Origin of the sequence: Sphingomonas sp., assembly GCF_003248515.1 — a bacterium.
Lineage (GTDB): Bacteria > Pseudomonadota > Alphaproteobacteria > Sphingomonadales > Sphingomonadaceae > Sphingomonas_I.
In genome coordinates, this window is record NZ_QFOB01000013.1 from 90,093 (window position 1) to 111,515 (window position 21,423).

General features: G+C 64.6%; 20 protein-coding genes. 8 read left to right on the forward strand and 12 right to left on the reverse strand.

Going from position 1 to position 21,423, the window contains the following annotated elements; all coding sequences use genetic code 11:
• Window positions 1-46: 46 nt before the first annotated feature.
• Window positions 47-367, forward strand: coding sequence for a thioredoxin TrxA (gene trxA / locus DI605_RS17985; protein WP_293976608.1), 321 nt, complete (start codon window positions 47-49; stop codon window positions 365-367).
• Between the two features lie 75 nt (window positions 368-442).
• Here the strand turns inward: trxA and DI605_RS17990 are convergent, their stop codons facing one another.
• Window positions 443-1,174 carry an SDR family NAD(P)-dependent oxidoreductase gene (locus tag DI605_RS17990; protein ID WP_293976610.1) on the reverse strand — a complete coding sequence of 244 codons (732 nt, stop codon included), beginning with the start codon at window positions 1,172-1,174 and terminating at the stop codon, window positions 443-445.
• Between the two features lie 125 nt (window positions 1,175-1,299).
• Here DI605_RS17990 and DI605_RS17995 point away from each other — a divergent pair, with 125 nt between their 5' ends.
• Window positions 1,300-1,650 carry a helix-turn-helix domain-containing protein gene (locus tag DI605_RS17995; RefSeq protein WP_293976612.1) on the forward strand — a complete coding sequence of 117 codons (351 nt, stop codon included), beginning with the start codon at window positions 1,300-1,302 and terminating at the stop codon, window positions 1,648-1,650.
• A gap of 132 nt (window positions 1,651-1,782) precedes the next feature.
• Here DI605_RS17995 and DI605_RS18000 read toward each other — a convergent pair whose 3' ends face one another.
• The 3 genes from DI605_RS18000 to DI605_RS18010 form a co-directional block, all read right to left on the reverse strand.
• On the reverse strand, window positions 1,783-2,763 hold the full coding sequence (locus DI605_RS18000; RefSeq protein ID WP_293976614.1) for a histidine kinase dimerization/phosphoacceptor domain -containing protein: 981 nt from the start codon (window positions 2,761-2,763) through the stop codon (window positions 1,783-1,785).
• A gap of 34 nt (window positions 2,764-2,797) precedes the next feature.
• Entirely contained in the window at window positions 2,798-3,175 is a 378-nt protein-coding gene (locus DI605_RS18005; protein WP_293976616.1) for a DUF1244 domain-containing protein, read from the reverse strand.
• A gap of 94 nt (window positions 3,176-3,269) precedes the next feature.
• Window positions 3,270-4,289, reverse strand: a complete 1,020-nt coding sequence (locus tag DI605_RS18010) for a glycerophosphodiester phosphodiesterase (protein WP_293976646.1) — start codon at window positions 4,287-4,289, stop codon at window positions 3,270-3,272.
• 207 nt (window positions 4,290-4,496) lie between these two features.
• Here DI605_RS18010 and DI605_RS18015 point away from each other — a divergent pair, with 207 nt between their 5' ends.
• The 3 genes from DI605_RS18015 to DI605_RS18025 all read left to right on the forward strand — a co-directional run bounded on the left by DI605_RS18015 (window position 4,497) and on the right by DI605_RS18025 (window position 10,245).
• A complete protein-coding gene (locus DI605_RS18015; protein ID WP_293976618.1) occupies window positions 4,497-6,953 on the forward strand; it encodes a TonB-dependent receptor in 2,457 nt (818 codons plus the stop codon).
• A 289-nt stretch (window positions 6,954-7,242) separates the two neighbouring features.
• Window positions 7,243-9,684 (forward strand): TonB-dependent receptor, encoded by a 2,442-nt coding sequence (locus tag DI605_RS18020; RefSeq protein WP_293976620.1) that lies wholly within the window; start codon window positions 7,243-7,245, stop codon window positions 9,682-9,684.
• Window positions 9,685-9,882: 198 nt separating this feature from the next.
• Window positions 9,883-10,245, forward strand: a complete 363-nt coding sequence (locus tag DI605_RS18025) for a hypothetical protein (RefSeq protein WP_293976622.1) — start codon at window positions 9,883-9,885, stop codon at window positions 10,243-10,245.
• A gap of 69 nt (window positions 10,246-10,314) precedes the next feature.
• Here the strand turns inward: DI605_RS18025 and DI605_RS18030 are convergent, their stop codons facing one another.
• The 4 genes from DI605_RS18030 to DI605_RS18045 all read right to left on the reverse strand — a co-directional run bounded on the left by DI605_RS18030 (window position 10,315) and on the right by DI605_RS18045 (window position 13,583).
• Entirely contained in the window at window positions 10,315-10,812 is a 498-nt protein-coding gene (locus tag DI605_RS18030; RefSeq protein ID WP_293976624.1) for a hypothetical protein, read from the reverse strand.
• A 69-nt stretch (window positions 10,813-10,881) separates the two neighbouring features.
• The gene (locus DI605_RS18035) at window positions 10,882-11,616 is read right to left on the reverse strand and encodes a ParA family protein (protein WP_293976626.1); all 735 of its coding nucleotides are present in this window, start codon (window positions 11,614-11,616) and stop codon (window positions 10,882-10,884) included.
• A 57-nt stretch (window positions 11,617-11,673) separates the two neighbouring features.
• A complete protein-coding gene (locus DI605_RS18040) occupies window positions 11,674-12,732 on the reverse strand; it encodes a glycosyltransferase family 1 protein (protein WP_293976628.1) in 1,059 nt (352 codons plus the stop codon).
• Window positions 12,729-13,583, reverse strand: coding sequence for a UDP-2,3-diacylglucosamine diphosphatase (locus DI605_RS18045; protein WP_293976647.1), 855 nt, complete (start codon window positions 13,581-13,583; stop codon window positions 12,729-12,731). The genes DI605_RS18040 and DI605_RS18045 overlap by 4 nt, the downstream gene beginning before the upstream one ends.
• A gap of 276 nt (window positions 13,584-13,859) precedes the next feature.
• On the opposite strand from DI605_RS18045, the gene DI605_RS18050 reads away from it, so the two are divergent.
• Both DI605_RS18050 and DI605_RS18055 read left to right on the forward strand, forming a co-directional pair.
• Window positions 13,860-14,507, forward strand: a complete 648-nt coding sequence (locus DI605_RS18050; RefSeq protein WP_293976630.1) for a class I SAM-dependent methyltransferase — start codon at window positions 13,860-13,862, stop codon at window positions 14,505-14,507.
• Window positions 14,504-15,139 carry a hypothetical protein gene (locus tag DI605_RS18055; protein ID WP_293976632.1) on the forward strand — a complete coding sequence of 212 codons (636 nt, stop codon included), beginning with the start codon at window positions 14,504-14,506 and terminating at the stop codon, window positions 15,137-15,139. Before DI605_RS18050 ends, DI605_RS18055 begins: the two co-directional genes overlap by 4 nt.
• 167 nt (window positions 15,140-15,306) lie before the next feature.
• Here the strand turns inward: DI605_RS18055 and DI605_RS18060 are convergent, their stop codons facing one another.
• Entirely contained in the window at window positions 15,307-16,959 is a 1,653-nt protein-coding gene (locus tag DI605_RS18060; protein WP_293976634.1) for an aminotransferase class III-fold pyridoxal phosphate-dependent enzyme, read from the reverse strand.
• 56 nt (window positions 16,960-17,015) lie between these two features.
• On the opposite strand from DI605_RS18060, the gene asd reads away from it, so the two are divergent.
• On the forward strand, window positions 17,016-17,882 hold the full coding sequence (asd, locus tag DI605_RS18065; protein WP_293976636.1) for an archaetidylserine decarboxylase: 867 nt from the start codon (window positions 17,016-17,018) through the stop codon (window positions 17,880-17,882).
• Between the two features lie 60 nt (window positions 17,883-17,942).
• On the opposite strand, the gene DI605_RS18070 is transcribed toward asd, so the two are convergent.
• From DI605_RS18070 to DI605_RS18080, 3 genes are all read right to left on the reverse strand, one after another.
• Window positions 17,943-19,010 (reverse strand): nitronate monooxygenase, encoded by a 1,068-nt coding sequence (locus tag DI605_RS18070; protein ID WP_293976638.1) that lies wholly within the window; start codon window positions 19,008-19,010, stop codon window positions 17,943-17,945.
• 527 nt (window positions 19,011-19,537) lie between these two features.
• Window positions 19,538-19,813: a hypothetical protein gene (locus DI605_RS18075; RefSeq protein WP_293976640.1), complete on the reverse strand. Its 276-nt coding sequence runs from the start codon at window positions 19,811-19,813 to the stop codon at window positions 19,538-19,540.
• 233 nt (window positions 19,814-20,046) lie between these two features.
• On the reverse strand, window positions 20,047-21,423 hold a 1,377-nt coding region (locus DI605_RS18080; RefSeq protein WP_293976642.1), incomplete at its 5' end, for a TonB-dependent receptor.

Genomic DNA, 21,423 nt, shown 5'->3' on the forward strand with positions numbered 1-21,423 from the left:
CGGCCGCGCTGCCTACATCCGTGCCAACTCACAGGAGCATATGACGATGGCGACCAAGAAGATCACCGACACTTCGTTCGAAAGCGACGTGCTGAAGGCGGACGGGCCGGTGCTGGTCGATTTCTGGGCCGAGTGGTGCGGGCCGTGCCGGATGATCGGGCCGGCGCTGGAAGAGCTTTCCGACGAACTGGGCGAGAAGGTGACCATCACCAAGATTAATATCGACGAGAATCCCGAGACGCCGGGCAAGTATGGCGTGCGCGGTATACCGACGATGATCCTGTTCAAGGGTGGCGCGCCTGCCGCGACCAAGGTCGGCGCGGCGCCCAAGAGCGCGCTCAAGGGCTGGCTGGAACAGTCGCTCTGATGGGATTGCCCCGGCGGAAGCCGCCGGGGCAAAACGCGGCGGGATATTCTCAGTCGCGTGACATGTCCGGTCGTGTCAGACCTGACCCATCCCGCCATCCACAAAAAGCTCGGAGCCGGCGATGAAGCTGGCTTCGTCGCTCAGGAGGAACAGCGTGGCCGCCGTCACTTCCTCGGGCTTCGCCATGCGTCCGAGCGGGATCATCGCGTTGAGAGCGTTCCTTTCTTCTTCGGATACGCGCGCCATCATCTCGGTGTCGGTTGGTCCCGGCGCGACGACATTCACGCGGATGCCGCGTGGCGCCAGTTCCAGCGTCCAGGTCCGGGCGTAGGCACGCAGAGCGGCCTTGGTCGCCGCATAGGTGCCGCGGGCAGGAATACCGGCCACCGAGGCGACCGATCCCATCAGCACGACGGAGGCGCCGTCCTTCAGCGTGCCGAGCGCAGCCTGCAGACCGAAGAGCGTTCCACGGACGTTTACGCCAAAGTGGCGGTCGAAATGGTCGGCCGTGACTTCGGTCAGTGCCGCCGGCTCGCTGATCCCGGCGTTCAGAACGAGAGAATCAAGCTGACCATGCTTTTCCCGGACCGTCGCCATGACACGCTCCAAATCTTGCTGTGCGCTCGCATCCGCGACCAGCCCGTGCGCGCTGTCGCCGATTTCGGCCGCCGCGCGATCGACCTGACCGGCATCGCGCCCCGTGATGAGCACCGTCGCGCCTTCGGCGGCCAATCGTTTTGCAATCGCGAGGCCGATACCCTTCGCACCGCCCACCACCAGGGCAACCTTATCCGTCATGCCATTCATGATTCGATCCCGTTCGGTAAAGACGGGAGACTAGATATACGGACAATATCTGATATCAATTACGCACTATGAATAGCCTAGATATAGCCGGCGATACCGATCTCGCCTTCCTTTCGGATTGCGCGATGGCGGAAATGGCTCAAATTCGACCCGTGCTCGACAAAATTGCCGACAAGTGGACGATCATGATCCTGATCGTCATTTGCCCCAAGCCAGCTCGCTTCAATGAGATCAAGCGTCGGTTGAATGGCATCACGCACAAGGCGTTGGCGGATGCGCTCAAGCGCCTCGAGCGCAACGGACTGGTGACCCGAACCGTCCTGCCCACCGCACCCATCGGCGTGGAATATGCGATCACGGCGCTCGGTCACTCGCTTCGACAGCCATTTGAGGTGTTGTGCGGCTGGGCGCTCGCTCACGGTGGAGAGATCAATGCGGCCGGGATCAGCTATGATCGCGCGAGGGAAATGGCCTGAGCGGCGGCTGGATGAGCGATCCGATCGTCGATCGCGAATGATCCGGGGTTCGCGATTTTGATCCCCTCCGCAGCGATCATGGCATTTCGCGGCCTCCTCGATACCGCCCCAAGATACGGCATCGTTGCCTGCCTATAGCGCGCCGGTTTCGTGCAGATCCACACGCACCCGGCAGCCGGGGTTCATGTCCTCGCGGGTGAACGTGCCGCCCTTCTGCTGCGCGAGCAGGCGCACGAGGCGGGATCCCATGCCCGATCGGGAATCGGAGGGGCAGCCCATGCCGTCATCCTCGACATGGATGATGATCCGGGGGCTTTCCACCGCGATCCTCACGCGCACCGTGCCGGCCGTTTCATCGGGGAAGGCATATTTGAAGCAGTTCGTGACCAGTTCGTTCACGATCAGCCCCACAGTGATGGCGGTGGAGCCCGGCACGATCGCGCTGGCGCATTCCACGCGCACGGCAATCGGCCGCACGCCGCGCAGCAGGTCGCCAAGCCCCGCGCACAACCGCTCGACATAGGCGGCCAGATCCAGCCCGATGCCGTCGCCGAAATCGCTGCGCAGCCGATCCTGCGCGGAGGAGACGATCATCACGCGCGCATTGGCCTGGCCCAGCGCCTCCTTCACGGCGGGGTCGGCGCTGGCATTGCTCTGTAGCGTGATCGCCGCGCTGATGATCGCGAGATCATTCTTCGTCCGGTGCGTCAGTTCGGCCAGCAGCAGGCTCTTGGCGCGTTCGGCCTCGTCGAGCCGGCGGACGGTGCGCCGCAGCGCCTCGATGATGGCGGACAGCGAGAAGCCCACGAGGTGGAAGATCAGAACCGGTGCCCAGGGGATGCTTCGTCCGGGTTCCAGGAAGAAGCCCCAGCCGACCAGCGCGCTCGCGATCGTGGCGAGATAGCCCGCTCCCCGATTGAGCAGCAGCGCACACAGGAACACCGCCGGCACGAACAGGAGGATCGGATAGCCGATGAGCGCGTCCGCCAGCGCATAACGTATCGCGGCGACCCCGGCCACGATGGCCACTATCCCGGCATGGCTGACGATCGCCGGGAGCTGGCGTTCGGGAATGAAGCGGAGAACGAGCGCCTCGGTCAGATGGCGCGCCATCACTGCCTTGCCATGTCGCAGGGGCTCCCCGGTCTCAGCGCCGGCCGCCCGGTTCGCTCTGAGACGGCGGATCGCTCGCCGGGAAGCTCTCGTCGAGGGCTTCGTCGAGCGCCTCTTCCCGCTCGTTGCGTGTGACGCTTTCCGCCATCCGGGCAAGCTGCGCGGGCGTCGCCTCGGTCTGGTGACGGGCCTTCCATTCGGACTGGGGCATGCCGTAGATCGCCTCGCGCGCGGCCTCCTTGCCCAAAGCCCCGCCGCTCGCCTCGGCGATCCAGTCCGCCAGGCAATTGCGGCAGAAGCCGCCGACGCCCATCAGATCCACATTCTGAACGTCCGTACGGTGGCGCAGATGGCGCACCAGCCGGCGGAAGGCATCGGCCGCCACGGCATCCGATATGTCTTCAATCCGCATCGAACATCTCCTGCCGGGCATTGTGCCGGGCGGCTCTGCGCGAGTCCAGCATGCGCCCGCCGGGATGAAGGAGAGTGCAAGGCGGGCCGGTGTTTCAGCGCGGCCGCGCGGCCACCGCCTCGGCCGGGAATTCGCTGAACAGGCCGTCCACCCCCAGATCGTAGAACATCCGATATTCGGCGGCGGCATCGCCATGGTCGGCGGGGGAGGTGCCCTTGCGCAGCTCGGTGGGCAGGAAATAATTTTCGGAGCGGAAGGTCCAGGGATGGACGATCAGCCCGGCCGCATGCGCATCGGCGACGAGGCTGGTGGGGGCCAGCGAGCGGCCGTCCTTGTCGCGCGGCACGATCAGCGGCTTTTCGGGGCCGATCGCCTGCGCATAGGTGGCGATCGTCCTGAGGCCGGCGGGCGTCACCATCTGTGCGTAGGTGGTGCCGGGCACGTCCGGCGGCCCGGCCTGGCTCGCCACGAGCTGGACGAGCTTCAGCTTCGTCATCTTGTGCAGCGTCTTGAGATTATTCACCTCGAAGGACTGGATGATGACCGGATCGCTGGCCTTGCTGTAACCGGCCTTCGCCAGCGCCGCGATCAGCGGACGCTCCATCGCGAGGCCTAGCGCCTGGAAATAGGTGGAATGCTTGATCTCGGGATAAAGGCCGATGCGCCGGCCCGCCGCCTTGTCCTGCTCCGCCACGAGCGCGAGGATTTCCTCCAGCGTCGGTATCTCGAACCTGCCGTCATAGCGGGCGGCATTGTCCGGCCGCAGTTGCGGCATCCGCTCGCGGGCGCGCAGCGTCTTCAGCTCGGCCAGCGTGAAATCTTCGGTGAACCAGCCCGTGATCGGGTGGCCGTCGATCGTCTTGGTCGTCTTGCGGCCGGCGAATTCGGGGTGGGCGGAAACGTCGGTCGTGCCCGAAATCTCGTTTTCGTGCCGCGCGACCATATGGCCGTCCTTCGTCATCACCAGATCCGGCTCGATGAAATCGGCGCCCTCCGCAATGGCCAGCCGATAGGCTTCCAGCGTGTGCTCGGGCCGTTCGCCGGATGCGCCGCGATGCGCGATCACCACCGGGTGAGTCGGGGTGGCTTGGGGCGTCGGGGCCGCCGCCAGCATCAGGGCGAGTGCAATCACGCTTCGTCTCCACATCGGATGAGGCTGTGTCGCTAGGACAGGTTGAAGTCGCTTCTGTGACAGGATTTGCGGCAGAAATCCGGGTTTTCACAAAGTTGCAACCGACCTGTCACCGCTTCGGCATCAAGTGGCTCCTATCCGGCCGGCCATCCGCGCGGCACCCGCCGCACCAACGAAAAGGGTGGGATCATGTTTCTGGCTCGAACCTCTTTGTTTGCCCTGATGATCGGCTGTTCGGTCGCGGCGCAGGCTGCCGCACCCGCCGCGCCGGCCAGTGGAGACGCCGCAGCCGATGCGCCCGCCGCGGCCGATGCTGCCGGCGACGAGGGCGCGATCGTCGTGACGGGCCGCACCACCCGATCGGTCGCCTCGCTGGAAGGGCCGGAAATCCAGAAGCTGCTGCCGGGCATCAGCCCGCTGAAGGCGATCCAGACCCTTCCCGGCGTCACCTATCTGACGGCCGATCCGTGGGGCAATAACGAGCAGAACATCTCGCTCTTCATCCACGGTTTCAACCAGCAGCAGTTGGGCTATACGCTGGATGGCGTGCCGCTGGGCGATCAGAATTACGGCAATTACAACGGCCTTTCGCCGCAGCGCGCGGTAATTTCCGAAAATGTGGGCAGTGTCACGCTGGCAACGGGTGCGGGCGATCTCGGCACGCCTTCCACCAGCAATCTCGGCGGCACGATCGACACCTTCACCTCCGATCCGGATGCGCAGTTCGGCATCCGCCTCGCCCAGACGCTCGGCAGCTACGATACGCAGCGCACCTATGCGCGGATGGATTCGGGTGAGTTCGGCGGCGGCAATAATCGCCTTTATGTTTCGGCCGCGCGGCAGCATGCCCGCGCCTGGGATTTCAACGGCAAGCAGGGCGGCTGGCAGGTGAACGGCAAGTTCACGCACGAAGACAGCACCGGCAAGCTCACCACCTATTTCGCCTTCTCCAACAAGAAGGAGCCGAACGAGGATGCCACCTCGATCGTGGTGCGCCCGGCATCGGGCACGACGGCGGCTGTCGATAATCGCGGCACGGCGCCCTATACGCGCCCATTCCTCTTTCCGGATTTCGCTGCGGCGATCGCGTATTACCAGTCGCCGGCCTATGCGGCCGTCAACGCCGCGCCCGGATCCAATTACCAGAATTACTACAGCGCCGCGATCCGCCGGGATTATCTCGGCTACGCCAAATATGAGCTGAACGTCTCGGACACTATCAAGTGGACGAACCTTGGCTATTATCATCACAATAGCGGCGTGGGCATCGTTGCCGGGCCGATCACGGCCGCCGGCCTGCCCGGCCTCTTCTCTTTCTATTATCCCGATCCGGCGGGCGGTGCCGCGACGACACCGGCCAATCTCGCCCGTCTTTCCACGATCTTCGGCGGATCGGGCATGGCGGCGCGCACCACCGAATATCGGATTGAGCGCTATGGCGCGATCAGCACGCTGAAGGCCGAGCTCGGCAATCACGAGCTGGAAATCGGCGGCTGGTATGAGCGCCAGAAATCCTCGGCCTATCGGCGCTGGTATGCGGTGGACGTGAACAATGGCCGCAGCCCCTATCAGCGGCCGGAAGATTATGCGCAGCCGCTGATTACCCAATATGGCAGCCAGATCCGCGTCGACGAATATCAGTATCACGTGCAGGATGCCTGGCACATCACGCCGGCCATCACCCTGCAGGCCGGCTTCAAGGGCGAAATCCAGAAGGCCAGCCAGGAGGTTCCGGTCCAGCCGATCCCCGGCTCCTTCACCGGATCGCGCGAGCTTCCGGTCGGCAGCCTGACGACCAAGCGCTGGTTCCTGCCGCAGGTCGGCGGCGTGTGGGAGGTGACCGGCAACGAGCAGCTCTTCTTCAACGTCCAGAAGAATATGCGCCAGTTCCAGACGAGCGCGGCGGCGGGCCTTTCGCCGTTCGCGCTGGGCAGCCAGACGCTCTTCCAGTTCTTCAAGGACAATACGAAGCCCGAGACGAGCTGGACCTATGAGGCGGGCGTGCGCACGCGCCACAGTCTGAACCTGGGGCCGATCACCGCCTTCGAAGGGCAGATCAGCTATTATCACGTCGATTTCAGCAATCGCCTGCTCGCGATCAGCCCGACCACGACGATCACGGCGATCGCCAGCGGCGCCACGATCCTGCAGAATGTGGGCAGCGTGAAGACGGACGGCTTCGATTTCGCCGGCACGCTGCACTTCGGCAAGACCTTCACGCTGTATAACGCGCTGTCCTTCAATCGCTCCGTCTACCAGGACGATTATGCGACCGGCACGACGACGGTGCCGACATCTGGCAAGAAGGTGCCGGCTTCGCCGGACTGGCTGAACAAGACCGTGGCGACGCTGAACGTCGAACCGTTCGAAGTGCAGCTGGTCGGCGATTATCTGGGCAAGCGTTACGCCACCTTCACCAACGATCTTTCGGTGAAGGGCTATTTCACGATGTCCGGCCGGATCGCGGTGGATGTGCCGCTGGGCAATATCTCGGCGATCAAGAAGCTCACCCTTTCGATGAACGTCACCAACATCACCAACAAGAAGGGGGAATCGACGCTCAGCGTCGGCCAGCCCACCGCGACCTACAATTATTTCCCGCTGGCGCCGCGCCAGTGGTTCGGCACGGTGGCGGTGCGCTTCTGACGCGTCGCTGACGCGGCGGCCTCGTGCCGGGCGCGTCGAGGCATCGTTCCCTGTCCCTTTGCCTTGGGGGCGGAGCGATGCTTCGACGGGCCTGGCATGAACGGCGCAAACCCGGATTATCCGCGCCGAACAGCAATTGTTTGTCACAATAGGTACATCGAACAGCCCTAGCGGCGAAATCGCGCGGACACGCCGATCCCCGGCCATCGGGACGACGGACCAACCCGTTCCTTACAGAAAGCGGGCCTGCGCGGGTTCCTGTTCCACACCGCAAGGGGTTATCGATATCATGCGCTCCGCGTCCACCGGTCGCGCGCTCCACAAGGGCGCGGCTCATCTTCTGCTTTCCGCCTCGATCCTCGCCACGGCCGCGCCGGCCCTTGCCGCCGAGCCTGCCGCCGCTGCCGATACTGCGGCCGCCCCCGATGCCGCGACGGACGCGGAAGCACCGGGGGAGATCATGGTGGTCGCGCGCAAGCGGACGGAAAATGCGCAGCAGGTGCCGATCCCGGTCACGGTGATCTCGCCGGTGGAGCTGACCCGCCAGAACCTGACCAACTTCACCAATTTCCAGGCGAAGCTGCCATCCTTCTCCGTCTATCTCACCAATCCCAAGCAGCTGAATCTCGGCGTGCGCGGCATCGGCAATAACGGCTTCAACACGGATGGTATCGACGGATCGGTCGGCATCTTCGTCGACGGTGTCTATACGGGTCGGCAGGGCATGGCCTCGATCGATTTCAACGACATTGCCGATGTCGAGCTGCTGCGCGGGCCGCAGGGAACATTGTTCGGCAAGAACACCACCGCCGGCGCCGTCATCATCAACACGCTGAAGCCCAGCTTCGACTGGGGCGCTTCGGGCGAGGCGACCTATGGCAATTTCGATTTCAAGGAGGTGAAGGGCTCCGTCACTGGCCCGCTGATCGCGGACAAGCTCGCGATCCGCGTGTCGGGATTCTACAGTGATCGCGACGGCACCTACAAAAATCTCTATGACGGCCGGAAGCTGAATGCCCGCCAGGGATCGGGCATCCGTGGCCAGCTGCTCGCCACGCCGACCGAGAATCTCTCGATCCGCCTGATCGGCACGCATGCGCGCCAGAGCTTCCCGACCATCTCGCCGGTGATCCTCTCCATCTACAATCCGGCGGCGCTCCAGACGCGCATGGCCAATGCGGGCTATACGCTGACGGCCAGCAACAAGGAGGATCGCTTCGTCAATATCGACGCGGCGCTGAACGCCAAGACGAAGTCGGATGGCGGCAGCGGCGAAGTGAACTGGGATGTCGAGGGCGTCGGCACCTTCACTTCGATCACGGCCTATCAATCATGGTCGTGCTTCACCAACAACGACAATGATTATACCATCCTCAACGCGATCCCCGATTATGGATCGTGCAACAAGGAACATCAGTTCAGCCAGGAACTGCGCTGGGCCACTCCCAAGGACCGGCCGGTCGAGGCGACCTTCGGCGGCTTCCTGAGCCGCCAGCGCCTGCAGGTCGACAGCCGCATCCGTTTCGGCAACCAATATTATATCTGGGCGGCCAATCCTTCCGCCACGGCCTTCCCCACGCTGGGCGGCAAGACATGGGCGCAGGGCGCCTATGCCAGCCAGGTCGCGGGCTTCGGCATGAAGAGCCTCGCGGTGTTCCACACGGATACGAACGCGCTGTTCGGCAACGCCACCTGGCATCCCGATGCGGCCCGCCGCCTCGCGATCGACGTGGGCCTGCGCTATACGTGGGAGGATCGCAGCTATGTCTATGATGGCACGGTCGTCTCGAACGCGGGCAATCTCAATCAGGCGCAGATCAACGTGCTGTCCGCCGCGGGCGCCAATTCGCAGCTCGGCCATGGCGATGCGAGCCTGAAGGATCGCGCGCTCTCCGGCGAGGCGGGCATCAATTACAAGATCACGCCCGACATCTTCGTCTATGGCAAATATGCGCGGGGCAACAAGTCGGCGGGTTTCAACCTGCTGCCCTACAATAGCAGCAATCCCGATCCGAGCGTGAACCAGGCGATTGCGCTCGGCGCCTCGCAGACCGTGAAGGGCGAGAAGGCCGACAATTTCGAGATCGGCTTCAAGAGCTTCTTCCTCGATCACCGCATCCTGCTGAACGTCACCGCCTTCCACACCAAGGTGAAGAATTATCAGGCGAACCAGGCGGTGGGTGTTGGTAATACGGCGCTGAAATTCCTCGCTAATGTCGGATCGCTCACTTCAAAGGGCGTGGAAGCGGAGCTGGAGACCTGGCTGGTGCCCGGCCTGCATACCAAGGGCTTTATCGCCTATGACAAGGCGACCTATTCGTCCTTCCACAATTCGGTCTGCCCGGCCCAGTCGACCGCGCTCACCTGCGATCTTACCGGCCGTCAGGTGGCGTGGGCGCCCAAATGGACCGGCGATTTCACGATCGATTACACGCACAAGATCACCGAGAAGGTGAAGGGCTATGGCCTGTTCGACGTGAACTATCGTTCGAAGCAGAATTACACGATCACGCTGGATCCCTCCGCCGAGGGGCCGGGCTATGCGCTTGCCAGCCTGCGTGCCGGCGTGCTGCTGATGGACGACAGGCTGGAGCTTCAGGCCTGGGTCGAGAATCTGTTCGACAAGGCTTATTATATCAACCTGCTGGGTCTCACGAAATCGACCGGGCTGGTGCAGGGCTATCCGGGCAATCCGCGCACCTACGGCGGCACGGTGCGCTTCAAATTCTGATCGGCATCGCCTGATCCCGGGCCGCGCGGTGGATGCGGCCCGGTCTTCCTCCTCCATCGGAGACGGATGGGGGAGGGGGCGCCGCCGCCTATGGAAAGCGGCCGCCGGCAATGGCATAGGCCGGCCGATGGCGGGGCTTTTCGTGTCGGGCCGCATCGGGCGTGGCTGGCATGGACGCTCCAGACGAAACGGGGCGTGATGATAGATCCGGATCTGATTTTCGAAGAATTCACCGCCTATCTGGCGGGTAACGTCGTGACGGCGATCCTGGTCGGCCTGCTGATGCTGGCGATCGCCGTGGCGATCCCGCCGCGCTGGAAATGGTGGGCGGCCTTTCCGCTCGCGGTCGTGATCGGCCTGTGCCTCACCGTTGCGTTCATCGCGCTGGGCATGCCGATCCTGTACCGGCTGGGCGCGACGTTCGAGGCGCATTTCGGCCCGATCCACCTGGTGATCGCGATGCTTGTCAGCGGGCTGGGGTTCGCCATCGTCCGCAAACGGCGCGGCCCCGTTTCGGATCATGACATGCCGAAGCCGGATCGCTGGTACGATCGGCCTTAGGGCGAGAGTCGCACCGTTTTTCTTCCGTCCTTTGCCAACCACCCCGATGGTGGCCGGGATCGGATGGCCTTATCGTAGATCCGTCCGTTCGCCGGTGGTGGAAAGTCGATTGTCGAAGAGGTCCGAGCGATCGATCCGCACGATCTTGCCGCCGTCGAACGTGATCGTCTCGGTAAGATAATAGGTGCAGCAGTCGCCAGTTATGCCGTCGCGCAGCGTAAAGTTACTGGCGTTTTCGACCAGTATCACTCGGGCGCGATACCGACCACTCGAATAGTCGCTCGTGCTGAAAACCTGCATGATGCTTGCGTGAAAGCCGTCGTTGGCGAAGGCCTTTCTGATTTTTCCGAGCCATGTTTCCCGGTTCTCCGAGGCCGACTGCATGCTTTCATAGCCGGCGAAGTCCTCGGCCAGCATATCACCGTAGGCGGCGGCATCTTTGGTTACCAACGCACGGATGAAGGATTGTACTGCCTTCAGCGTATCGGGACGGGGTGGTGCCAGTGGAACTGCCATGGCGGGTGTAGCGAATGATATGGCGATGGCGGATAGATACATATGACGCATATTCTTCACCCATGGCCATGACGTGATCGGTTCTGGCTGCCCTCTTCCTCCCGCAGGGGAGCCAGGGCTTCATTTCCCCTTCGACAATCTCTTCTCGATGCCCGTCCACAGATCCGCGATCGCCTTTGCGGGGGCGCTTTTCGGGGCATAGGCGCCGAGCGGGGCGTGGCGCTCGGCCATCTGCTCCACCACGCTCGCCATCGGCACGACGGACATGTCGGGCGCGGTATCCAGCGCCTGCCGGTGCGAAAGGCGGCGGCGATCGACGAGGTTGAATACGGGCAGGATCGGCGGGCCGGCCTTGCGCCGTTCGTTCAGATGTTCGCGCAGTTCGTCCGCCGTTCGCATCGAAAGGGCTGACGGGATCATCGGCAGCACGATCAGCGACGATCCCTGGATGATCTGATCGGCCGTGACGCCAAGGCCGGGCGGGCAATCGACGATGATCCGGTCATAGAGGGAGGCCAGTTCGCCGGCGATCTTCTGGAGGCGCTTCTTCGCGCCCAGCTCCGAAAAGAGCAGGTCCAGCGTGCGCAGTGAGGGGTCCGCAGGCAACAGGTCCAGCCGGGGGATGCCTGTCTTCACGATCAGCTTTTCGGGCGCCACATCCCGCTCGATCACCTCGCTCGCTTTCTTGCCGCTCTTGCGATCGGGGGCGAGGATGAAGCTGGCCGCGCTTTGCCCGTCGAGATCCCACAGCAGGGTTCGGCGCGCGGAAAGCGTCGCCGCCGCCCAGGCCAGGTTCACCGAGAGCGTCGTCTTCCCCACGCCGCCCTTGGAACTGTAAACCGTGATCGTCGCCATTCGCCCTCGCCGGTTGCCGTCATCGTGGCGCTAACGGGCGAAGGTTGCAATCTTTGGTCAGGCGGCGCGATCGAGGCGCCGGGCCGGCGTGGCAAGCGCGCCGAGAAACTGATCGGTGCAGGCATCCCATGAATAGCGGCGGCCTTCGGCGGCACAGGCCGCGCGATCGATGCCGAGCGCGGCCGTGATCGCGGCGGCCAGATCATCGCGCAGCGCGCCGATCTGCGCGCCTGCGCATCCTGCGGGGCCACGACCGAGCCCGCCGATCACGTCCATCGGGCCATGGACGGGAAAGGCGGCGACAGGCACGCCCGAGGCCAGCGCCTCGATCATCACGAGGCCGAACGTGTCGGTGCGGCTGGGAAAGACGAATATGTCGGCACCCGCATAGACGGAGGCCAGTTCGGCGCCGTGCAGCGCGCCGAGGAATGTGGCATCGGGAAAGCGCCGTTCGAGCATCGCGCGCGCGGGGCCATCGCCCACCACCACCTTGGTGCCGGGAACGGAGGTGGCGAGGAAGGCCTCGATATTCTTTTCGCAGGCGACGCGGCCGACATAGAGCTGGATCGGGCCGGGCAGGCCGGAGATCGCCGGATGCGGCGCGTTGCCGGGCGAGAAGAGCGATAGATCCACCCCGCGCGACCAGCGCCGGGTCTGCGTCAGCCCATGGGCTGCCAGTTCGCCCGCCAGCGTCTCGGTGGCGACCATGATGGCGTGGGCGGGGCGATGGAAACGCTGGAGGATCGGCCAGAACCAGCGCGCCGGCAGGCCCGTGCGCATCGCGACATAATCGGGGAAATGCGTGTGGAAACTCGTGGTGAAGGGCATGCCGCTGGCGAGGCACCAGCGCCGCGCGGCCCAGCCCAGCGAGCCTTCCGTGGCGATATGCACCGCATCGGGCGCTGTCCGGTCCAGCCGCTCCGCCACGGCGCGGCCGCAGCCCAGCGCCAGCCTTATTTCCGGATAGGTGGGGCAGGCGACGGTGCGGAAGCCGTCCGGCGTGATCGTTGCCACCTGATGGCCGCGCGCGCGGAGCATCGCCACCGTCGTCTGCAAGGTGCGGACGACGCCGTTCACCTGCGGCGTCCACGCATCCGAGACGAGCGCGATCCTCATGCCGGCACCAGATCGCGGCCGGGCAGCGGATCCGCCCTGGGCCTCGCCAGCGCCTCCGCGCGACGCATCTCGGCCCAGTCGATCACCTCGATCGTGCCGTCCGCCTGCTCGACGAGCGCGGTGCAGCTCTCCACCCAATCGCCGTCATTATAATAAGTGATGTCGCCAAACTGGCGGATCTCGGCCGAATGGATGTGCCCGCAGACCACGCCGTCCACGCCGCGCTCGGCGGCGGCATGCGCCACGACTTCCTCGTAGCGGCAGATGAACTGGACGGCGTTCTTGACCTTCTTCTTCAGGTGCGCGGCGAGCGACCAGTAAGGCAGGCCGAATTTGCGACGAACCCAGTTCACGCCCGCATTCGCCTTGAGCAGCATCGTGTAGGCACTGTCCCCCAGGAAGGCGAGCCAGCGGGCGTAGAGCACGACGCCATCGAACTGATCGCCGTGTAGCACCAGCAGGCGGCGGCCATCGGCGGTGGTGTGGATCACTTCGTCCGCGATCGTCACGTCGCCGAAGCCGAGGCCCACATAATCGCGGAAGATCTCGTCGTGATTGCCGGGAATATAGACGACGTCCGTGCCGCGCTTCGCCATCTTCAGGATGCGGCGGACGATGTCGTTGTGGCGAGGCGGCCAGTACCAGCCCTTGCGCAACTGCCAGGCATCCACGATGTCGCCGACGAGATACAGCGTCTCGCACTCGATCGACTTGAGGAAGTCGATCAGAAGCTCCGCATTGCAGCCGGGCGTGCCGAGATGCACGTCGGAAATCCAGACGGTGCGGAACTGGAGCCGTTCGCGATGCGGGGATTTATGCTCGGCCTCGGGCTCCAGCAGCCAGCCCGGCATGCGCGGAACGGGGCGCCGCGCGGGCGACGGAACTGGGGGACGAACGGGGTGGGCGGGGCGCAGTTCGCGCTTCGCTTCCGGCTGAGACATCGCGCCTCTTCTCCTCGCAACCTGCCATTCTGCTTAGTCGCGGAGGGAGACGGTCTCGTTTCGGCAAGATGACGGTTCGATGATCGGCCGATTTCATTTTGGCCACGGTCATCGAACTTTCATTTTATCTTCGCCGTCTTGTCTTGTGCTTGTCCGATAGAGGGGCTTCGATCCAGGGAGCCCGCAATGGCACTTACGATGAATACCAGCGGCGTCGCGTCGGCTTATGACAGGTGGACGCCGGTCTATGATCTCGTCTTCGGGCCGGTCTTCCGCACCGGCCGCGCGCGCTCCATCGAGGCCGCCGGCCGGATCGGCGGGCGCGTGCTGGAGGTGGGCGTCGGCACCGGCATCTCGCTGCCGCTCTACGGGCGCAATTGTCGCGTCTATGGCATCGATATTTCGGAGAAGATCCTCGACAAGGCGCGCCGGCGCGCCGCGCGCCTCAACAATGTCGAGGCGATCGAGGTGATGGATGCGGAAATGCTCCGCTTCGCCGATGCGAGCTTCGATGTCGCCATCGCCCAATATGTAATCACCGCCGTGCCGAACCCCGAGCGCGCGCTGGACGAACTGGCCCGCGTCGTGCGGCCGGGCGGTGAAGTCATCATCACCACGCGCATCGGCGCCGACGAAGGCACGCGCGCCTCGATCGAGAAAATCCTGATGCCGATCACGAGCCGGCTGGGCTTCCGCACCGAATTTTCGTGGGAGCGCTATGCGGCGTGGGAACGGGGGGCGCCTTCGGTGCGCCTCGTCGAGCGATCGCCACTGCCTCCGCTCGGTCATTTCGAGCTGATCCGCTACCGCAAGCTTCCGGGAGCCGTCGCATGAGGGCGCTGAAATTGCAGGCCGACATGGAAGACCGTGTCGGCTTCAAGGCGCAGCTCGCCGAGCAGCGCTGGGACGATCACCGTTATTATCATCACAGCCTGATCAACCAGAGCTTGCACTTCGTGAGCGCGATCACGTTCCTCACGGCCTATGTACTGCTCTTCACCGATCCGGCGCTGGCGAGCCTGCTCGCCTGGGGTGTCGCGATGACGAGCCGCCAGGCGGGCCACTTCTTCTTCGAGCCCAAGGGCTACGACCATTTCAACCAGGCGACCCACGAGCATAAGGAAGACATCAAGGTCGGCTACAATCTGTTCCGCAAGGTCGTGCTGATGACCCTGTGGGCGCTGAGCCCGCTGATCCTGTTCGCCAGCCCCACCTTGTTCGGCCTCGTCCCGGAGCCGCAGGGCTTCCGCGATATACTGCGCTCGGTGGGCTATCTGTGGCTGGCGGTCGGCGCGGGCGGGCTGCTGTTCCGCACGGTGCAGCTATTCTTCATCCGCGATGTGATGTCGGGCATCGTCTGGGCGACGAAGATCGTGACGGATCCGTTCAACGATTTCCTGCTCTACTGGCGCGCGCCCTTCCGCCTGCTGAAGGGCGAGCGGATCGATCATCACGGCATCGCCTGACCCGATCTTCCATCCGCAAGGTACGGGGATGGCGCGCGCCGAAGGCGCCACGGGAGAGGGGCTGTTCGCGATTCCGCTGGCGGCATTGCGAACAGCCACCCCGCCACCATGCCCCGCCACCATGCTTCGCATGATCCCCGTCCCCCTTTGGCAGGGGGGAGGATCTTCTATCGCCCCAATCGGCCCCGGATCGCTTCCTTGAGAAGCTGCCGGCCGATCTTCTTGCCGGTCGCGCCTTTCGGGAACCACCACCAGCCGTCCGCCCGCATCCGCAGCGCCGCGGCCACGAAGCGATCGGCGACATCCGCGAAGGCGGCATCGTCATAATCGAGGCTGAAGATCAGCCGCCCGGTGCCCACCCAGCTGAGCGCGAGCCCTTCGGCGCGGAGATAATATTGCAGCATCCAGTTGTAGCGCGACGGCGCGGTGTAGTGGATCGTCCAGATCGAGGCGAGGTTCGTCACGCGCAACGGCAGATCCCGTTCGCCCAGCCGCGCATTCAGCGATGCGGCGCGGGCGGTCCAGCGCGTATCCTGCCCTTCGTAGAGCGCGCGCGTGGCGGGTTCCTCCAGCCGGCGCAGGAAAGCGTTCATCGCGCCCATCACGTAAGGATGGCTGTTGAAGGTTCCGCGCGCGAAGCAGATGTCGACCGGCCGGTCCTCGCGGAAGCGCCGCATCAGCGCGGCCTTTCCGCAGACGACGCCTACCGGGAAGCCGCCACCCAAAGTCTTGCCATAGGTGACGATATCGGGCGTCACGCCATAATATTCGGCGGCCCCGCCGGGGGCGAGGCGGAAGCCCGTGAACACATCGTCCAGAATGAGCACGATGCCGCGCTCGCGGCAGACCGCCGCCAGTCGCTTCAGCCACTCGGCATAGGTCGCGCGGTCGGCCGCCGCGAGGTCGCGGCCCGCCACCAGCGCGCTGTCGCCCGGCGCGCCCCGGTTCGGATGCAGCGCCTGAAGCGGGTTCACCAGCACGCAGGCGATATTCTTCCTGGTCCGCAGCACGCGCAGCGATCTTTCGGACATGTCGGCCAAAGTGTAGGTCCCGTCGGCGGGCACGGGATTGCCGATGCCGGGCTGCACATCGCCCCACCAGCCATGATAGGCGCCGCAGAAGCGCACCAGATGGCGCTTGCCCGTATGGTAGCGCGCCAGCCGCACCGCCTGCATCACGGCTTCCGTGCCGGACATGTGGAAGGAGACTTCGTCGAGGCCGGAGATTGCCTTCAGCCGCTTCACATTGTCCGCCACGATCGGGTGCAGCCCGCCCAGCACGGCGCCCAGCGCCTCGCCGGTCGCCGCGCCCTCGCGCATCAGGTCCTTGTAGGCTTCGTTGCCCAGCACATTCACGCCATAGGATCCGGTGAGATCCCAGAAGCCGTTGCCATCCGGATCGGTGAGGCGCGGGCCTTCGGATTTTTCCCAGAAGGCGCCGGCCGCCAGCGTCGTCGAAACCATGTCGGCGAACTGGAAGGGCACGCGATAGCGGCCGGTGAATTGCAGGTCCGAAAGGCCGCTCCTCGTCTCGGCGGTAAGCGCGCGGCTTACGGGGAAGGTCTGCGCGTAATAAGCGGCGAGCCGCTCGAATCCGGCACGGCGCGCGCTTTCGATTTCGGCGCGCGCGCCGTCGATCCGGAATGCCTCCGCCGCGTCGTAACAATTGCCCGGTATCAGGGCGGCGATCCGCTTGCCCCAGCGGACATGGCCGGCGAGCGAGGGATGCTTGGCCTTGGACAGGATCAGGCGGCGGCGGGCGCGATCGGCGCCGAGCGCGGTCGCGGCGCTACCCGCGACGAGAGCGAAGGTGGAGATCATGGCCATGCTCTACGCGCGGCCGGGCAAGCAATTATGACAGTGAAGGCGATGAAACGATGACAGTCCGGGGTGCCCTGATGCGCGTGTTGCTGCAGGAGGATGTGAACTTCCTGCTCACCAACCGTCTGCCGCGCCGCTTCGCCACCAATCTGGTCGGTCGTTTCAGCAGGATCGAGCAGCCCCTCGTCAGCAAGGCTTCGATCCGGGTCTGGCGGATCTTCTCGGATCTCGATCTGTCGGATGCCGCCACCACGCGCTTTCGCAGCATGCATGATTGCTTCACGCGGCGGCTGAAGCCGGGCGCGCGGACGATCGATGCACGGCCCGAGATTCTCGCCAGCCCCTGCGATGCGATCGTCGGTGCGATCGGCAGGGTTTTGGGTGACGAGGTGCACCAGATCAAGGGCATGCCCTATTCGCTGGCCGAATTGCTGGGCGATGCGGCCGATGCCGTGCCCTTCACCGGCGGCACCTTCATCACGCTGCGGCTGACGGCGGCGATGTATCACCATTTCCACGCGCCCGCCGATCTGACGGTGGAGCGCGTACGCTACCTTTCCGGCGATTGCTGGAACGTCAATCCGATCGCGCTCAGGCGGGTGGAGCGCCTCTTCTGTCGTAACGAGCGCGCGGTGGTGAACTGCCGGATGCATGACGGCGGCGCGCCCTTCCTGCTCGTCGCGGTCGCCGCCATTCTCGTGGCGGGCATCCGGCTCACGTTCCTCGATACGGATCGACTGCTGCGGGAAGGGGGCGATCGCACCGTGCCGCTCTCGGCCGATATGGCGAAGGGCGAGGAGATGGGCTGGTTCGAGCATGGCTCGACGATCGTGATGTTCCTGCCCGAAGGCTTCGCGCCGGCGGACGGAATAAGCGAGGGATCCCCGATCCGGCAGGGCGAGGCGCTGGCGCGGCGGCTGTGAGACCCGGCCGGGGCGGTGTCGAAGGTTCCGGCTGGCCCAAGGGCCGAATGTAGATCGGTCCTAGTGGGGCCTCCGCCGGCATGCATCCCATTCCGCAGCCAGCGTCCGCACCATTTCCCCCGTGGGCATCGCCCGAGCAAGCGGCGCGCCCTGTCCTGCCCATTGCGCGCCGAAGCCATATTCGCCCTTGGCCTTCGCCGCCGCGTGCAGCGCCTTTCCGGCATCATAGGCGATCGGATAATCGGGGGGAGCGAGGCCGCCCAGCGTTTCGGCCAGCGCCGTAAAGCGATTGGCGAGCGCGCGTGCGGGGCGGCCGGATATCGATGCGGTGAATGTCGTATGATGGCCGCCGGGGCCGGTGAGCGCTGCCTTGTAGCGTTCGTCCGCCGCGGATTCCTGACAGGCCACAAAGGCTGTGCCGAGTTGCGCCGCCACCGCGCCCAGATCCAGCGCCGCCGCGATGCCGGCCCCGTCCATCATGCCGCCCGCCGCGATCACGGGGATGCGGCTCTGGCGCACCAGCAGCCGCGTGAGCGCCATCATGCCCAGCGCATCGTCCGGCGCCGCGGGGTCAAACATGCCGCGATGGCCGCCCGCCTCGATCCCCTGCGCCACGATCGCATCAATGCCAGCCGCCTCGATCGCGCGCGCCTCTTCCGGATTGGTTGCCGTCGCCAGCAGCACGATGCCTCGTGCGCGCAGCGCCGCGATCACAGAGGGGGAGGGCAGGCCGAAATGGAAGCTCACCACCGAAGGCGCCACCTCCAGAAGCATCGCCAGCATATCCGGATCGTCGGCGAAGCTGCGGTAAATCGTTCGCAGCTCCTTGGGCGGCTCCGCGCCGAACTCGGCGAAAGTGGGGGCGAGACCTTCGATCCAGGCCGCTTCACGCGCCGGATCGGCCCTCGGTGTCGCGTGGACGAACAGATTGACGTTGAACGCCCGATCCGTGGCCGACCGCACCGCCGCGATCATCGCGCGCGCACCCGCCGCATCGGTCGCGCCCACGCCGATCGATCCCAGCGCGCCGGCATTGGATGCCGCCGCCGCCATTTCCGGCGTGGAGACGCCGGCCATCGGCGCCTGGACCAGCGGCAGCGAAAGGGCGAGCCGTTCGAGCAGGGGCATGAATGGTCTCCGGAGCGATCCGTCCTGATCGCGCGCCCGATGATTATCGCGGAGCGGGCCATGCGTCACCGGCCGGATATCCGCCTTCGCCCGCCTGATGAGGGGGCGGGGCTCGACGGGTTTCGATCAGATAATTGAAATCGCTGGTGACCCCTACGGGAGGCGTCAACGCATCCCACGTGGTACTGATTTTCCATCATTTTCTTGGGTCAGCCAAGGCCCAAGTGCACTCAACGAGTGTACTCGAGCAAGGGGGGCGCGTGTTGCAAGCTCCCTCAACTTCATGGCGCGGATGGCGGGCACGACGAATTCGGGGGTCCCGTGGCGGCCAGCGACATGCTCGATCAGGGGAATGCCTTCACCCTCGCCACTCCGCCCGATGCCGTCGGGTCCACGCAGGTCCTTGTCCGGGATTCCGCGCGTGAGGCCTTCCTGATCGTCCGATACGCGGTGGAGGGATTGCCCTCTCCCGATCGGGAGAGGGCATCGCGATGGTCGCCCCCGGCGCCTCGATCAGGCTATGTCGCTCAGGCCGGCAGGGCGGGCGACGGTTGCAGGCCCCCCCGTCCCTGCAGTATGCGCCAGTAGCCGGGATAGGTCTTGGCGATGCAGCCCGGATCAAGGAGCGTGAGCCCGCGGAGGCGCAGGCCCGCCAGAGCGAAGGCCATCGCGATGCGGTGATCGTGGTAGGTCCGGATCCCGACCGGCCCGGCCGGGGTGTCGGGCAAGGGCGAGACTATCAGGTCATCCCCCTCCTCGCGGGCGGGCCGGCGAGACGAGATGTGCCGCGCGCCCGTCCACATCGAACGAGCGCATGGCAAAGCCGTGATAATCGGTTTCGGGGGGCGGCGGGGAACGCCATGCCGGGCCATGGTGCGCAGGCCGCTGCGGCGCCCAGCCACCGCACGGCCTGTCTGCGGTTTGGTGCCATGGCAACCTTTCAACCGGTCATAGGCCTGCCCGCTCGCCGGATCCGCCGCCTATGCGTCAAATCGGGTGAGCGGGCACGCCACTATTGAAGCGCTCAGTCCCCGGTTCAGAACTTTGCGTTCACGGCCAGGCGGAAGGTGCGGCCATCATAGTCGATCCGTCGCGCCTGCGCCTCGATGCCCTGATATTCCTTGCGCACCGCATTGGTAACGTTGAATGCGCTGAGGTTGAGGCTGATATCTTCCGTCACGTTGAACGTCGCCGATACATCCAGCTGACCGCGCGGGGCAACGCGACGCTGTGTTCCGCCGAAGCCCAGCACTGCCGTATCGGGAACGTCGTATTGCGTGCGATAGTTATACGTCAGGCGTAAACCGAAGCGATCGACTTCATAATAGCCGATGATGTTGAAATTGTGCTTCGACACACCCGCCAGGCTGGCGGTCTGGCCATCCGCGAATGTTCCACTGATATCGGTATACCCATAATTTGCGCCACCGCCGAAATTCTTTAAGAATCCGGGCAGGAAATCGAGGTTCTGCTTAACGTTCACCTCAATGCCTCGAACGGTAATGGGCGCATCTGAATTAGCGTTACCCGTGATGTTCACGATCAACGGCACGCCGTTCACGAGAGTTTCCGGCGCAATGCACTGATCGCCGCTGGCCCGGAGCGCTCCAAAGCCTAGGCCTCCGCCATCGGTGGGGCAAAGCGCCGCGCCACGAATGGTCTGGATCAGGCCTTTGAAGCGCTTCTGGAACAGGTTGACGGCGAAGACGCCGCCAGGCCGATTATACCATTCCATACTAAGATCGAGGGACGTGCCGGTATAGGGTTTCAGATCCGGATTGCCGAGCGTCACGGCGACTTCGCCGGTTGTATCGTTGACAACACCCGTCAACGTGACCGGTGAGAATTGGCGGGGGTGCGGACGCACATACGTCTTGTAGGCGGCAAAGCGGAAAAGCAGGTTCCTCGCCGGCTCTAGGATCAGGATGCCGGAAGGCAGGAAGTAACCATAATTGTTCTTCAGCCGGCGCTCGGCAAAATCGCAGAGGCAACCGATCGGGAGAGAATAGGGGCGGAAGCGATTCAGGACGTCCAGTTTCTGGTTCGTCTTTTCATACCGCAGGCCGAGAGATCCCCTGAGCGGGATCGAAAAGATGCGGGTGTCGAGATTGGCCTCGCCGTAGATCGAGAGAACGTCTGTCGTGTTCGAAAAATTGAACCGTCCGACATTCGCGTCGTCGGCATATTCGTTGTACAGGCCCACTTCGTTGAGGCTTGTCAGCGGGTTGGCGATTTTTGCGGGGCCGATCGCGGAAAAGATCGATCTCACATCGACGACTTTCCAGAGGGGCGAGGCGCCCGGAAGGCTTCCGTCGTGACGTGCTCCCCTGAAACTCCGCCAGTTTGAGCTAGAGTCCGGCTTCGTGAGGAGACGGACGTGAAGAAGACCAGGTTCAGCGAGGAGCAGATCATC